A 15,307-nucleotide genomic window follows, 5' to 3' on the forward strand; every position below is an offset into this window, starting at 1 on the left:
TGCGCCCCAGAAATCGGACGATACACGGCGATGTCGCGCCGGATCCGGCGGCCGGTGATCGCCCCTCGGTGCTGTCCCTCCTGCGGCTGCGCGCGGACACCGCCATGCCGCTCTACCGGCAGATCGAGGGCCAGCTGCGCGAGCTGATCCTGTCGGGCTCGCTGCCGCCGGGCGTCATCCTGCCGGCCGAGCGTCAGCTGGCCGACAGCCTCGGCGTCAGCCGCGTCACGGTCCAGCGCGCCTATGCCGAGCTCAGCGACGAGGAGCTCCTCGTTCCCCGCGGACGCTCCGGCTTCCTCGTGCGCCACCGCCCCGAGCCGGTGCGCCCGGGCATGGACCGCCTCAAGGGCTTCACCGAGGAGATGCGGGAACTGGGCAAGATCCCCTCCTCCCGCATCCTGGAGCGGGTGGTCGCCGAGGACCGCTCGATCGCCTCGATCTTCGGCCTGCCCTCCACGGCCCCGTTCCTGCGGCTGACCCGCGTGCGCTCCGGCGACGGCGTGCCGATGTCCCGGGAGGTGGCCTGGTACAACATCCGGGCCGTGCCCAGCCTGGAGACCGGCGACCTCTCCGGCTCGGTCTACGCCTTCCTGGCCGAGCACCCGGGCGGCCGCCTCGTGCGTTGCGAGCAGACCGTGGAGGCGACGATGCCGAATGCGGCCGAATGCGAGATCTTCGCCTTCGCCCAGCCCCTCCCCTGCCTGCTGATCAAGCGCCACAGCTACAACCGCGACGCCGTCATGATCGAGTATGTCGAGGGCCTGTTCCGCGGCGACGCCTACCGCTACCGCCTGAACCTGAGCACCTGATCCGGGCTCCGCTCGATCGAGGCGGTGCCCGGATCGGCAAGCCTGCGCGGCCCCTGAGCGAAGCCCAGATCCGGTCTCCCGAAGGGATCGAACGGGTGGGCCGGGTCCCCCCTCCGGTTGGTTCCTGCGGCGCCCCTCACCCCAACCCTCCCGCACACGGGAGGGGGGCCGTTCCGCACGTGCCAACCGAAGCGATCAACCGGACGCGGTCGGCGGCGCGGCCGAAGGGCCGTGCGCCGCGTCCGCAGCCTCGGACGCCTGTCCGCCAGAATTCGCGCGAAGCATCTAATCATTTTTCGTTATTCAAAGAACCAAAGGTTTGATTTTACTCGTTGTCCCGCTGCGGTACGTAAAATTGAACGAAAAAACGGCAGCGTTATCGTCTAGTGGCGAACGGTTGTTCTGGCGTCCTGATCTTTACTGGCGCTCGTCTGGCTTCTCCGGAGCGCGCATCGGACCCTGTCCGCGTCGATAGATAAGCTGTGGTCGTCGTTGTTCGTATTTTTCTGTCGTAGGGAGACAGGGACGCCATGTATACGATTGACGGTAATCTCGGGGAATGGGCGCCTTCCGACCGTCTGAATCCCATCGACGGCGGGCCGATGGATTACGGCCTCTACGGGCACATCGAGAGCGGCGTGGCGACCTTCGCCATCACGGCACCCGCCGGGACCGCCATCGGAACCTTCACCACGATCTGGCTCGACACCGATGCCAACACGGCGACCGGATACCAGATCTTTGACCTCTACGGCGGCTACGACTTCAACATCAACATCGCGCCGGACGGGCAACCGTATCTCTATACGGGCGTCGACGGGGGGACACTCGTCTCGGTCACGCCCCTCACCCACGCCTACAACGCGGATCGCTCGGTGCTGGAACTCAGCCTCCCGACGGCCCAGATCGGCGGGCCGACCAGCCTGAACGTTTTCGCGGACGTCAACAACGCGGTCTTCATTCCGGGCGATTACGCGGCCGGCCCCTACACGATCGCTGAGACCAATCAGCCCGGAGACCTGACGCTGTCCGGGCTGACCGACGGCAATGCGTCCGAAGGCACGCCCATCGTGGCGACCCTCACCGATGCCGATGGCCTCGTGCCCGGTGGGCCGGCGCTCTACACCTTCCTGGATATCGTCGCGAATCAGGTGCTGCAGGCCACCGATTCCAACAGCTACACGCCGACCTACGGCGACAGCGGCAAGATCATCGCCGTCACGGTCACCTACACCGACGCCCTGGGGCACGCCGACTCGGCCTCGGCCTCGGCCGGCAGCGTCACGGACGTGGACCGCGCCGGCAGCGTCCTCCTGTCGGGCTCGGTGGCGGAAGGCCAGACCATCAGCGCCAGCCTGTCGGACCCCGACGGGCTCCCGGCACCGGGGGGCGTGACTTACGCCTTCCAACTCGACGGCGGCACGGTCGAGACCAACAGTTCCGGCCAGTACACCCTGGGCTATGGCGATGCCGGCAAGGGGCTCTCGGTGGTCGCCACCTACACCGATGGGCAGGGACATGCCGGCATCGCCTCGGCTGTCGGCGGCACCGTCACGGACGTGGACCGCGCCGGCAGCGTCCTCCTGTCGGGCGCGGTGACGGAAGGCCAGACGATCAGTGCCAGCCTGTCGGATCCCGACGGGCTCCCGGCACCGGGCGGCGTGACTTACGCCTTCCAGCTCGACGGCAGCACGGTGGAGACCAACACCTCCGGCGCGTACACGCTCGGCTACGCCGATGCCGGCAAGGTGCTTTCGGTGGTCGCGAGCTACACGGATGCGCAAGGGCACGCCGGCATCGCCTCCGCCGTGGGCGGCAGCGTGGCGGACGTGGATCGCGCCGGTAGCGTCCTCCTGTCGGGCTCGGTGACGGAAGGCCAGACCGTCAGCGCCAGCCTGTCGGATCCCGACGGGGTCCCGGCACCGGGCGGCGTGACTTATGCCTTCCAGCTCGACGGCAGCACGGTCGAGACCAACACGTCCGGCACCGGGCGGCGTGACTTATGCCTTCCAGCTCGACGGCAGCACGGTCGAGACCAACACGTCCGGCGCGTACACGCTCGGCTACGCCGATGCCGGCAAGGTCCTCGCGGTGGTCGCGAGCTACACCGATGGCCAGGGACACGCGGACATCGCCTCGGCGGTGGGCGGGAGCGTCACGGACGTGGACCGCGCCGGCAGCGTCCTCCTGTCGGGCTCGGTGGCGGAGGGCCAGACCGTCAGCGCCAGCCTGTCGGACCCGGATGGGGTCCCGGCGCCGGGCGGCGTGACTTACGCCTTCCAGCTCGACGGCAGCACGGTCGAGACCAACACCTCCGGCCAGTACACCCTGGGCTATGGCGATGCGGGCAAGGTCCTCTCGGTGGTCGCCACCTACACCGATGGCCAGGGCCACGCCGACATCGCCTCGGTCGCCGGCGGCAGCGTGGCGGACGCGAACCAGGCCGGCAGCGTCCTGCTGTCGGGCTCGGTGACGGAAGGCGAGACCGTCAGCGCCAGCCTGTCGGATCCCGACGGGGTCCCGGCACCGGGGGGCGTGACTTACGCCTTCCAGCTCGACGGCAGCACGGTCGAGACCAACACGTCCGGCCAGTACACCCTCGGCTACGCCGATGCCGGCAAGGTGCTCTCGGTGGTCGCGAGCTACACCGATGGCCAGGGCCACGCCGGCATCGTCTCGGCTGTCGGCGGCACCGTCACGGACGTGGACCGCGCCGGCAGCGTAATCCTGTCGGGCGCGGTGACGGAAGGCCAGACGATCAGCGCCAGCCTGTCGGACCCCGACGGGCTCCCGGCACCGGACGGCGTGACTTACGCCTTCCAACTCGACGGCAGCACGGTGGAGACCAACACGTCCGGCCAGTACACCCTTGGCTACGCCGATGCCGGCAAGGTCCTCGCGGTGGTCGCGAGCTACACGGATGCGCAAGGACACGCGGACATCGTCTCGGCGGTGGGTGGCACCGTCACGGACGTGGATCGCGCCGGCAGCGTCCTCCTGTCGGGCTCGGTGGCGGAGGGCGAGACCGTCAGCGCCAGCCTGTCGGACCCCGATGGCGTGCCGGCAGCCGGCGGCGTGACTTATGCCTTACAACTCGACGGCAGCACGGTGGAGACCAACACCTCCGGCCAGTTCACGCTCGGCTACGCCGATGCGGGCAAGGTGCTCTCGGTGGTCGCGAGCTACACCGATGCGCAGGGCCATGACAGTGTGGTGGCGGCTGCGGGCGGCACCATCACGGACGTGAATCGCGCCGGCAGCGTCCTCCTGTCCGGCTCGGTGGCGGAGGGCCAGACCGTCAGCGCCAGCCTGTCGGACCCGGATGGGGGCCCGGCGGCCGGCGGGGTGACTTACGCCTTCCAGCTCGACGGCAGCACGGTGGAGACCAACACCTCCGGCCAGTACACCCTCGGCTACGCCGAGGCCGGCAAGGTCCTCGCGGTGGTTGCGAGCTACACCGATGCGCAGGGCCACGCGGACATCGCCTCGGCGGTGGGTGGCACCGTCACGGACGTGGATCGCGCCGGCAGCCTGCTCCTGTCGGGCTCGGTGACGGAGGGCCAGACCGTCAGCGCCAGCCTGTCGGATCCCGACGGGGTCCCGGCACCGGGCGGCGTGACTTATGCCTTCCAGCTCGACGGCAGCACGGTCGAGACCGGGGTCCCGGCACCGGGCGGCGTGACTTATGCCTTCCAGCTCGACGGCAGCACGGTCGAGACCAACACGTCCGGCGCGTACACGCTCGGCTACGCCGATGCCGGCAAGGTGCTCTCGGTGATCGCGAGCTACACCGATGGCCAGGGCCACGCGGACATCGCTTCGGCCGTGGGCGGGAGCGTCACGGACGTGGACCGCGCCGGCAGCGTCCTCCTGTCGGGCTCGGTGGCGGAAGGCCAGACCGTCAGCGCCAGCCTGTCGGACCCGGACGGGCTCCCGGCGCCGGGGGGCGTGAGCTACGCCTTCCAGCTCGACGGCAGCACGGTGGAGACCAACAGCTCCGGCCAGTACACCCTCGGCTACGCCGAGGCCGGCAAGGTGCTTTCGGTGGTCGCGAGCTACACCGATGCGCAGGGCCACGCGGACGTCGCCTCGGCCGTGGGCGGCAGCGTGGCGGACGGGGACCGGGCCGGCAGCCTGCTCCTGGCCGGCCTCAGCGATGGCCGGGCCGTCGAGGGACAGAGGCTGACCGCCCGGGTGACGGATGCGGATGGCGACCCGGCGGCCGGCAGCGTCGCCTACGACTTCAAGCTCGACGGGATCGTCGTCGAGACGAACAACACCGGCGTCTATACGCCCGGCTATCAGGATGGCGGCAAGGCGCTCGCCATCGACGCGACCTACACCGATGGTGCGAACCATCCGGGACTCGCGTCCCAGACGCTCGGGGCGATCGTGGACCTGGGATCGCGCGACGCCGTCACGTTCGCGTTCGCCTTCGACGCCTCGCAGGTCCGGATCGAGCAGGGGCGATCGTTCGTCATCGATCCGAGCGGACTGTCACACGACGTCACCGGGATCTCCGAAATCAAGTTCACCGATGGGACCATCGTCGAGAACGATGCCAGCCCGCTGGTCGACGACCTGTTCTACTATGGCAGCAACAAGGACGTCTGGCGGGACGGCATGGATGCCGACACGCACTACGCCCAGTTCGGCTGGCTGGAGGGCCGCGATCCGAACGCGGAATTCTCGACGACGGGCTACCTGGCGGCCAATCCGGACGTCGCGGCCGCGAAGGTGAATCCCCTGACGCATTACGAGACCAACGGCTGGAACGAGGGCCGCGATCCGTCGCTCGGCTTCGACAACGAGCTGTACCTCGCCCGGAATCCGGACGTGAAGGCGGCGGGCATGAATCCCCTGGTCCATTACCTCGCTTTCGGCCAGGCCGAGGGGCGCGAGACCTATGCCGCCGTGGGCCGCGCGCTCGACCTGAACACGCATCCGGGCTTCGACGCGGAATACTACCTGCTGTCCAACCTCGACGTCGCCCAGGCGGCGCTCAAGGCCGGCGGGGACAGCTTCGCCTTCGCCTACCAGCACTACGAGACCAACGGCTGGCACGAGGGCCGCGATCCGAACGCGATCTTCGACACCCAGGGGTATCTGGCGGCCTACCAGGACGTCGCCGCCGCCAACATGGATCCCCTGGCGCACTATCACGACTTCGGCTGGAAGGAAGGGCGGGATCCGTCCGCCGGCTTCCACACGAACGCCTACGAGGCGGCCAACCCGGACGTCCGGGCCGAGCAGATCGACCCGATGCTGCACTACCTGCAGTTCGGCGCGCTCGAGGGCCGATCCCCCCTGGGCTGACGGCCTCGGGCGGCTGGGAGACCCCGGCCGCCCGGGCGGCGCTTGCGGTGAGGATGGGCCGCCCGAGCGACCCCGGGCGTCAGCGCAGGAGGTTCGTCTTCGCCAGGTCGAGGACCGAATCCCCGCGCCCGCTCATCACCGCCCGCAGGACGTAGAGGCTGAAGCCCTTCACCTGCTTGCCGTCGATCTTCGGGGGCATCGAGAGTTCCTGGCGGGCCACCACGCAGTCGAGGAGAGCCGGGCCCGGATGGGCCATCACCGCGCGCACGGCGTCCTCGAGTTCGGCCGGGTCCTCGACCCGGACGGCATGGATGCCGGCGCCGCGGGCCATGGCGGCGAAGTCCGGGTTGTCGAGGGACACGCCCGTCTCGATGTAGCCGGCGGCCTTCATCTCCAGCTCGACGAAGCCGAGGGTGCCGTTGTTGTAGACCACGATCTTCAGGGGCAGCTTCTGCTGGCGCAGGGTGAGGAGGTCGCCCATCAGCATGGTGAAGCCGCCGTCGCCCGAGAGCGACACCACCTGCCGGTCGGGATAGGCCGATTGCGCGCCGATGCCCTGCGCCATGGCGTTGGCCATCGAGCCGTGGACCCAGGAGCCGATCAGCCGGCGCCGGCCGTTCATCTTCAGGTAGCGCGCCGCCCAGATCGTCGGGGTGCCGACATCGGCCGTGAACACCGCATCGTCGTCGGCCGCCTCGCTCACCAGCTTCGTCAGGTATTGCGGGTGGATCGGCGGCTTTGCCGATTTCAGGCCGAACCAGCCCTTGGCGGGCGCGCCGGTGGCGAGGTCGTCGAGGTCCTCGCGCGCCTTGGCGTAGTGCTTCAGGGCGGCGTCGAGATGCTTGCGCTCGGTCTTGACGGTGAGCTTCGGCAGGAGGGCCCGGAGGGTGTCGTCCACGTGGCCGACGAGGCCGAGGTCGAGCTTGCACCGGCGCCCGAGCTGGCCGGGGCGGATGTCGACCTGCGCGATCGTCGCGTCCTGCGGGTAGAACTGCCGGTAGGGGAAGTCGGTGCCGAGCATCAGCAGGGTGTCGCAGGACATCATCGCGGCATAGCCCGACGAGAAGCCGATCAGCCCGGTCATGCCGACGTCGTAGGGGTTGTCGTACTCGACCACGTCCTTGCCGCCGAGGGCATGCACGATCGGACTCTTCAGGGCCTCGGCCAGTTGGAGCAGCTCGGCATGGGCCCCGGCGCAGCCGCGTCCGCACAGCAGGGTGATCCGCTCCGAGCCGTTCAGCAGCGCCGCGAGCGCGTCGAGCTCGGGCTCGGCCGGGCGCACCACGGGCCTGGGCGGAATCAGCCCCGCATTGGGGGCGACGCCGCGGGTGGGCGCGTCCATCAGGGCGACGTCGCCGGGGATGATGACCACGGCGACGCCGGAGAGGCCGATCGCCGCCCGCATGGCGTTCTCCAGCACCTGCGGCAGCTGGGAGGCGTCGCCCACCATCTCGCAGTAGTGGCTGCACTCGCGGAACAGCTCGCCCGGATGCGTCTCCTGGAAGTAGCCCGAGCCGATCTCGGACGATGGGATATGGGCCGCGATGGCCAGCACCGGGGTGCGGGTGCGGTGGCAATCGTAGAGGCCGTTGATCAGGTGGACATGGCCCGGCCCGCAGGAACCGGCGCAGACCGCGAGCTTGCCCGAGAGCTGGCTGTCGGCCCCCGCCGCGAAGGCTGCCACCTCTTCGTGGCGGACATGGACCCAGTCGATGGTGCCCCGGGCCCGCAGCGACTCGGTCAGCGCGTTCAGGCTGTCCCCGACGATGCCGTAGATCCGCTGGACGCCCGCCTGGTCCAGGGTGTCGACGATGAGGTCCGCGACGGTGACGATCTTCATGGCGCTCGGCTCCGGTTGTCCCCTGCCGAACCGGATGCCGCACCCGGCGGTTCCAGCCGAGGGTTGTGTCCCACGCGCAGCTGTCATCCGGGGGCGTTGGCGCGGGGCGCGACCTCGTCGCGACCCTTGGCGTATACGCTGCGCGGTTTCCGGCTCCGACTTTTCTCGGGAATGCGGGCAATTTGAGCGACCCGGTTAGGCCGTCCTTGGCGCGGGCCGCCGAATCTGGGCTGTCCGATCTGTCTCGAGATCCGTCCCATGCAAGACCGCCGCGCCGAACCCCGGATCCTGTCCGATGAGACCGGCAGCATCACTCTCGACGAACACACCGAGATCGCCTGCCTGGTCCATGATGTCTCCCTGGGCGGGGTCAGGATCACCCTTCCGGATGCCGCCCGGGTGCCGAGTCCCTTCCTCCTGACGGCGCCACCGCTGGACGGGATCAAGCTCTGCCACGTCGTCTGGCGCACCGACGAAATGATCGGTGTGCAATTCCGCTGACGATCCGCCCGGCGGATCGTGGATACCGAGTCGTAACCACTGGGACTCTACCTTCGCCTCGACCACAACCACATGGCACCCCCGATGGAAGAGAGACGATCCGAGCCCCGCTCCCGCACGTTGCTGACAGGCAAGATCGCGTTGCAGGGTGGCGGCGTGATCGACTGCACGCTGCGCAACCGCTCCGCGTCCGGCGCCCGTCTCCGGGTCGCCAGCGTGGTCGGCATTCCCGACCGCTTCACGCTGCTGCTGGAGCTGCAGGGCGAGCGCCGCCCGGCCCGGGTCGCGTGGCGCAAGCCGGGTGAGATCGGCGTCCAGTTCCTCGACGAACCGGCCCTCTAGGACCGGCGGGCTACCAGATCTCGAGGACGGCGAGGCGGTCGGTGGCCGCCACCGTGGGGACCTGCATCGGTGCCAGTCCCGTGACGCTGACGACGCCGTCGTCGCCGAAGCGGTGCAGGCGCAACCGCCGGGGCGGGCTCGAAAGATGGAGCGCCACGGGGCGCGGCGCGCTGTCCGGGCGCGGCGCCCGGGCGTTCCGGTCCCAGCCGTCGAGCCCGAGCCAGACCGGCACCAGCAGGGCGCCGTCCGACCGCTGGAAACTCGTTGCCACCAGATCGGGCACATCGACCGGCAGCACGACCCCGATGCGGTCTCGGGACGCCGTCGCGTCCTCCGCGCGACCGCCGAACAGGCGGATCAGGCTCCGAACGGCGGCGAAGGACGCGCTCGGTGTGCCGTCATGGGCGATCAGTCCGAACCGGCTCTCCGGGTCGGCATCGCCCCCATCGAACGCGGAGATCAGCTCGTAGAGATAGGTCCGGCGTACGCCCTGCAGGTAGCTCCACAGGAGGAGGCGCGGCAGGTAGCGGGCGCGGAGAGCTTCCGAGACCGGCAGGTGGGCGCTCCGGGTGGCCAGCGCCGTGTGATAGCCGGTCTCCGTGACGATGACCGGCGCGGTGCCGAAGACCGGCCGAACGGCCGCGAGGAAACCGCCGAGACTGCCCGCCCCTCGGGTTTCTGGATGCTCCAGCCCCGGATAGGCGTGGACGTTGGCGAGATCGACCGAGGCGGACAGGTTCTCCGCGGCGGCGATGTTGGCCTGGATGTAGCTCGGCCCGGCCACCCGGACGGTTCGGTGCCGCGGGGCGTCCCGCACCGCGCGGAACAGCGCCGCCTGATGCTCCGCGGACAGGCGGGCAAGGCCCGGACGCGCGGCCACCGGCGGCTCGTTGCCGCCCTCCACGACGACGAGCCCGTCCTCGGCCCAGTCGGCGATCTCGGCGAAGCGCTCCGGCGGCACGCGCGGACCGGGGGTCAGGCCGTCGTAGAAGACCAGGCTGAAGCGGTAGCCCCGGCGGGCGAGCCCCGCGATCCGCTCGAACTGCCCGGCCGGCTCCGTGCCGACGAGGACGATGTCGTCGCGCAGGTGGCGCACGCCGAGGTCGTCGAGGGCGGCGGCACAGTCGGAAAAGCGCGCGACGTAGGGCGAGCCGCCATGGCCGAGATGCACGTTGATGCCGATGGCGTCGATCAGGTCCTCGCAGCGGTGCGCCGGCGCGGGTGCGGCCTCGATCCGCGATGCGAAGGCCCCCGCCCCCAGGGCCAGGGTCGCCCGGCGGGTGAGCCCGCTCACGCCAGGCTCGCCAGAACGGTGGCCCGGGAATCGGTCTCGACGGGTTTGTGCGCTTCCGTGCGGGTCGCCCGGGCCTCCTGAACCGCCGTCAGGAGGTCGCGCAGGTGATGCCCGAGCACGGCCTGCGCCGTGGCCGAGCTGAAGTTGTGGTCGACCTCGGGCACGATCGCCACCGGCGCGCCGAGGCGCCGGTCGGCCCGACCGGGCGAGCGGCCGAGATAGCGGTGGAGGGCGGCGAGCCCGGGGTCGCCGGCGCTGTAGACCAGGCGGATCTCGGCGCCCCGTCGCCGCAGCCGCGCCACCCGTCGGGCGACGGAGCCGCCGGGGGAGATCGGGTTCACGAGGCGCCGCAGCCGCCGGACGGCCGCATCGAGGCCGCGCCTGGCCAGGGTCGCGCCGATCGCCCGTACGTGGATCTCGCCGCGCAGGAGCCGCCGCCAGGTCGCGCCCCGCTTGAGCAGCGCCGCATAGGTGCCGGTGCTGCCGAACGTCTGGCGGATCACGGCGTCGACGTCCTGATCCGGGTCCCAGTCGAAGCAGTAGGGGTTGATCAGGAGCGCCCCATCGACCCGGGCGTCGCGGCAGAGGGCCTGGAACGCCGCATGGGCGCCGCTGCAATTGCCCATGAGGACGATGGGGCCTCGGACCTCGGCGAGGTGATCGAGGGCACGGCCCACATCCGCGAACCCGTCGGGGGCGTAGGGCGGCCTGCGACCGTCCGACCGGCCGCCGCTGTCGCCGATGCCCGCGAGGTCGAAGCGGAAGGACGGAATGCCGTCCACCGCGAGCCTGCGGGCGAGCGTGGTGGTCTGCCGGCCCCACCCCGAATGCACGGTCATGCCGGTGGAGACGAACACCACCGTCGGCGCGCCCGGATCCTGCCGCCGGGGCATACAGCTGATGCCGAACAGGTCCGGCTGGAACCGGGCGGGCGCCTCGGACCAGCCGGGGCCGACGAGGTGCGCCGGGCTGAGATCCAGGGGAATGGCCGGACCGGCGATTGTGACGCCGTCCGTTGCGAAGGCGGTGATCCGATTGAAATCCGCCTCCGGGACCTCGGCGAAGATCGGGTCGCCGACGAGAAGCGGAAGGCCCGGCAGCGGCCCCGTCTCGACGGCGCTGCCGAGCGCCGTCAGCCGTCCCGCCAGCGTCCGGGTCTCCGGTGCGAGAAGCAGGGTTCGCGGGGCCGGCGCGCGGGTGATCGCGCCGGCGTCGAGGGCGCCGACATCGGTCAGGAAGGCTGCAACCATGCGAAAGCCCCCGACCGACAGGCCGTCCGGATCCGCCTTCGGGACCGCGCCCTCCGCGACGCCGCCCACCGTCCGGGCGCGAAGCCGCATCTCGCGGAGATAGGTGCGTCCAGTCGCAGCCGGTGCGAGCAGGACCAGGCGGTCGACGCTCTCCTCCTGGGCCGCCAGCAGGGCCAGGTTGGCACCGAGGCGCAGGCCGACGAGGACGATCTCCGTGACGCCGGTCGTCTCGCGCAGGAAGCGCATCGCCCGGCGGATCGCCGCGACGTTGGCCGAAACCCGCACTTCGCCGGGATCGCCGGAGTTGCCCTCCCCCGGATAGTCGAACCGCAGGGTCGGGCAACCGGCCGCGGCGAGTCGATCCGCCAGGGCGCGCCAGGGGCGATGGGCGGCCATCTGCTCGAACCCACAGGCGCCGCACAGGAGCACGCCGCGCCGGCCCGCGGCCGGGTGGACCCATCCGAACAGGTCGTCGAAGGTCACGGGCATGGCGGCGTCGGGCGCCGCGTGCGTCTCGTGCTCGGGGCGGACCTCACGCGTCATGACCGAACCTCACGCTTTCGCTGCTGTTGAGGGCCGCGACCGCGCCCTGCGGGAGCCGATGGCACCCGGGGAAGCGAACCAGCCGCTCTGTCCCCGGTGCCAGGTGGAAGCCGCTGTCGCAGGGCCGCGCCGCGGAGCTCCGCACGCTCACCCCGAGGGCGAGATGACTGGTTCCGATGCGCAGGGTCGGTACGGATGCACCGGCCACGGGTTCGACCCGCAGGCCGATCGCCTCGGGAGTGACTGGCCGGGGTCCCGGAAAGTGGAAGCTTTCGGCGACGACCGCGCCGTCCGCATCGGTGAGACGGGCATGCGCGAGGTCGTGGATGCGGGGGCCGAAGCGGTAGCTGTCGGTGGCATCGAAGAAGCGGCCGAGCATCTCGGCGGAGGAGAGGGTCAGCGAGGCGCGCGGGTCGACCGTGATCCCGCGTTCGGCCCGGGCCGCGACTTTGCCGGTGCGATCCGCGAAGATCAACCCCAAGCGCAGGTCGACCGGCCGGGCGGTCTCGTTGTGGACATGGAGGTGGAGACCGCTCAGGCCCTCGTCCGACAGGGTGACCTGCACCGGGCGGAAGGCGCGCTTCAAGGCGTACCAGCCGGATTTCGGGGTTTGGGTCCAGTCGATCACGCCCCAGCCGGTGCCCGGCCCGAGGTCACGCAGGAACCAGACGAGGCCGCCGGCAGTCGGCGAGCGCGCCCGGCGCCACTCGGCGAAGGTCGCCTCCATCACCTCGGCCACGGCGGCGCGGCCGAGTTCGAGGTAGCGCTCGGGATCGGCGGCGCGCAGGGCGGCGGGATCGACCCCGTAGAGCAGGGCGACATAGTGGTCGCGCACCTGCTCGAAATCCCAGTCGGCGCCCCGGTCGCGGGGGATGCCGCGAGCCCAGAGCGGATCGGCGGGCCCCATCTGCCCGAGCGTCGCCGGTTCAGGCGGGTTGGCGAAAGCGAGGCATTCGCTGGCGAATCCCACCTCGGCCCGGCGCGCATCCTCCTGAGGGCGGCGATAGGCACCGACGCCGTAATAGTGGGTACAGCCCGCGCTCGGCGAGAACGGCAGGTCGCCGCCCGAGGGCGAGTTCGGTACCACCACGAGGTCGGGACGGGTGCCGGTGACGAGTCCCGGCAGCGTCTCGGTGCAGAAGGCGTCGGCCCAAACCGTCCGCGGCGCCCCGAGCATGGCCGCCTGCTGCCAGACTTCGCTGCCGCCGCAGATCACGGCGAGGCAGGGTGCGAGCTGAGTCCGCTCGAGGATCCCCGACACTTCCCGGTCGAGGCTGGCGGCAAAGCCGGCGGCGTCGTGCGGATAATCGAAATTCGCCAGCATCAGGTCCTGCCAGACGAGGATGCCGGCGGCGTCGCAAAGGTCGTAGAACTCGGGCGAGGGATAGAGGGTGGCGCCGGAGACGCGCAGCATGTTCATGCCGGCCTCGCGCGCAAGGTCGACGAGGATGGCGCCATCCTCGGTGCCGAGGCCGACGAGGTCCGGGGGGGTCCAGTTGGCACCCCGACAGAACACCGGCACGCCGTTGACGGCGAGCGCCAGGCCCTCCGCGAAGGGTCGTGCCAGCGACAGGCTGCGAAAGCCCGTCCGGCCGAGATCGACCGTGGTGCCGTCGATTTCCACGCGCACGGGATGGAGGTGGGGCGTGCCGTGGGTATGGGGCCACCAGGGCGCCACGCCGGGCAGCGCCAGGGTTCCGGTGAACAGATCGGTCTCGGATTCCGTCAGGGTGACCGCGCGCCCGGCGCAATGCAGTGTGACCGATGCGGGATGGCCGTTGATCCGCAGGCGCGCGGCCAGCCGGCCCACGTCGCCGTCATAGGTGGCCCGCAGGTCGGCTTCCACCAAGCCGCGGCGCAAGGGCTCCACCGTGATCGGGCGGTAGGGACCCACGAGGTCGATGTCCGGGCACCAGCCCGGCATGAAGCCGAGGAGGCTCGTTCGGACGTGGCGCAGGGAGCCCGGCGTGATCATGCGGGGGCGCCAGCGCCCGCGTTTGCCCGGGCGGTCGAGCTCCGCCTTGAGCGACCGGAAGCAGAGGCGGAGCTCGGCCCCCGGCCGGAGATCGGCCTCGACGGCGTAGGCCTCGAACATCGAGCGGGAGACCAGCACGGGCATGCCGTCGAGCCACACCTCGGCGAGGGTCGCCAAGCCCTCGAAGCGCAGGCGCACGGGACCGCTTTGGGTCAGCCGGGTCCGGTACCAGACGTCCTGGTCATGGATCGGCGTCGGTGCCGACTCCGACCAGGCTCCGGCGTCCCGCAGGGCCGCGGCGACGGTGCCGGGCACCGGGGCGGGGATCCAGTCCGCCGCCTCCGACAGGTCGCCCGGGCCGGCCCAGGCGCCGGGCGGCGTCAGGGCGAGCCGCCAGGGGCCGTCCACGGCCTGCGGTCCCACACCGTCGATGGACCGGATCTTGGCCACGCTCCGCCCCTACCGATCGAGCGCGCGGTCGAGGGCTGCGAACACGTCCGCGTAGGTGGCCGCGAGCCGGTCGAGACGCGGCGCGAGACCGTCGGCACTGCGGCGGTGGAAGGCCCGTGCAAGCTGGAACTGGAAGGCCTTGGCCTCGACGGCGAGGCGCGCGGCCGCGTCCGAGGCTGGAGCGAAAGGCCCCGCAGCTGCCGCTTCGAGCCAGGTGAGATGGCTCGCGAGCATCTCGAAATTCGCTCCGAGCTGGCGCGTGGTGTTGAAGGCGTAGGCGTGAAAGACCCCGAGGGGGCGCTGGACCAGGGCAGGCGCCGTCCGCGCGAGGGCGTCGCGGAACGCCAGGACCGGATTGTGCGCCGGCGCCCGCGTACGGTGGCGCCGTAGCAGGTCGAGGGCGGCGCCCGGCAGGTCGGCCGGGCTCATGGGGGACGCGACCGCCTTCACGAACTCCGCGTAGGGCGGCAGCACGGCAGGTCCGAAGATGCCGTGGTAATTGTCGCCGGAGAGCCGGAAGCGACCGGCATTGTGAAGGTAGTCGAGCTCCCGGGTTTCGGGGTCGAGGGCCAGGATACCGATCGTGGTCTTGCCGTGATCCCGGCCGTAGGTGGTGCCGGAAGTATCGGGCAGGTGGATCGCGTCCACCTCCACCAGCACCGGGCGGCCCTGTTGGACCTGGATCAGGGCCTGCGCTTCGAGGGTGTCGTAGACCGCGAGCTCCAGCACCTCGATCCCGTATAGCCGCTCGAGATCGGCCGCCGGCGGCTTGAAGAACGTGAACTGGTCGCCCTCGAAATCCTGCCGCAGGGTGAAGCCCAGCATCGCCTCCGGCACGAGGCCGCGCCCGTGCAGGAGTTCGATCCAGAGATCGACGTAGCAGTTCGTTTCCGGCCAGTTGCGGTCGGCCGCATGGAGCAGGTGCGGCACGTAGGGCGTCTCGGGGGCGAGCCCCTGCGCCGACCGGAGGCGTGCGGCGGTCACCGG

The 15,307-nt window shown here is 70.8% G+C and carries 9 protein-coding genes; 4 read left to right on the forward strand and 5 right to left on the reverse strand.

What is annotated here, in order from left to right:
• The first annotated feature begins 104 nt into the window (after positions 1–104).
• Positions 105–809, forward strand: coding sequence for a GntR family transcriptional regulator (locus ASG51_RS08800; protein ID WP_244472601.1), 705 nt, complete (start codon positions 105–107; stop codon positions 807–809).
• A gap of 1,995 nt (positions 810–2,804) precedes the next feature.
• Entirely contained in the window at positions 2,805–6,125 is a 3,321-nt protein-coding gene (locus ASG51_RS08805; RefSeq protein ID WP_056380309.1) for a hypothetical protein, read from the forward strand.
• A gap of 79 nt (positions 6,126–6,204) precedes the next feature.
• Here ASG51_RS08805 and poxB read toward each other — a convergent pair whose 3' ends face one another.
• Positions 6,205–7,965 (reverse strand): ubiquinone-dependent pyruvate dehydrogenase, encoded by a 1,761-nt coding sequence (poxB, locus tag ASG51_RS08810; RefSeq protein WP_056350220.1) that lies wholly within the window; start codon positions 7,963–7,965, stop codon positions 6,205–6,207.
• 258 nt (positions 7,966–8,223) lie between these two features.
• Between poxB and ASG51_RS08815 the strand changes: the two genes are divergently transcribed.
• A complete protein-coding gene (locus tag ASG51_RS08815) occupies positions 8,224–8,466 on the forward strand; it encodes a PilZ domain-containing protein (RefSeq protein ID WP_056221628.1) in 243 nt (80 codons plus the stop codon).
• Positions 8,467–8,550: 84 nt separating this feature from the next.
• A complete protein-coding gene (locus ASG51_RS08820) occupies positions 8,551–8,808 on the forward strand; it encodes a PilZ domain-containing protein (RefSeq protein WP_056221625.1) in 258 nt (85 codons plus the stop codon).
• A 10-nt stretch (positions 8,809–8,818) separates the two neighbouring features.
• On the opposite strand, the gene ASG51_RS08825 is transcribed toward ASG51_RS08820, so the two are convergent.
• From ASG51_RS08825 to ASG51_RS08840, 4 genes are read right to left on the reverse strand one after another with little or no spacing between them, the layout of a single operon-like run.
• Positions 8,819–10,102: a hypothetical protein gene (locus ASG51_RS08825; RefSeq protein WP_056380311.1), complete on the reverse strand. Its 1,284-nt coding sequence runs from the start codon at positions 10,100–10,102 to the stop codon at positions 8,819–8,821.
• Positions 10,099–11,895, reverse strand: coding sequence for an alpha/beta fold hydrolase (locus ASG51_RS08830; protein ID WP_056380313.1), 1,797 nt, complete (start codon positions 11,893–11,895; stop codon positions 10,099–10,101). The genes ASG51_RS08825 and ASG51_RS08830 overlap by 4 nt, the downstream gene beginning before the upstream one ends.
• Positions 11,885–14,320, reverse strand: a complete 2,436-nt coding sequence (locus ASG51_RS08835) for a glycoside hydrolase family 2 protein (RefSeq protein ID WP_056380314.1) — start codon at positions 14,318–14,320, stop codon at positions 11,885–11,887. Before ASG51_RS08835 ends, ASG51_RS08830 begins: the two co-directional genes overlap by 11 nt.
• A gap of 9 nt (positions 14,321–14,329) precedes the next feature.
• Positions 14,330–15,304, reverse strand: a complete 975-nt coding sequence (locus tag ASG51_RS08840; RefSeq protein ID WP_056380317.1) for a DUF1839 family protein — start codon at positions 15,302–15,304, stop codon at positions 14,330–14,332.
• Positions 15,305–15,307 lie beyond the last annotated feature (3 nt).

The sequence above is a fragment of the Methylobacterium sp. Leaf465 genome (assembly GCF_001424705.1).
GTDB lineage: Bacteria > Pseudomonadota > Alphaproteobacteria > Rhizobiales > Beijerinckiaceae > Methylobacterium.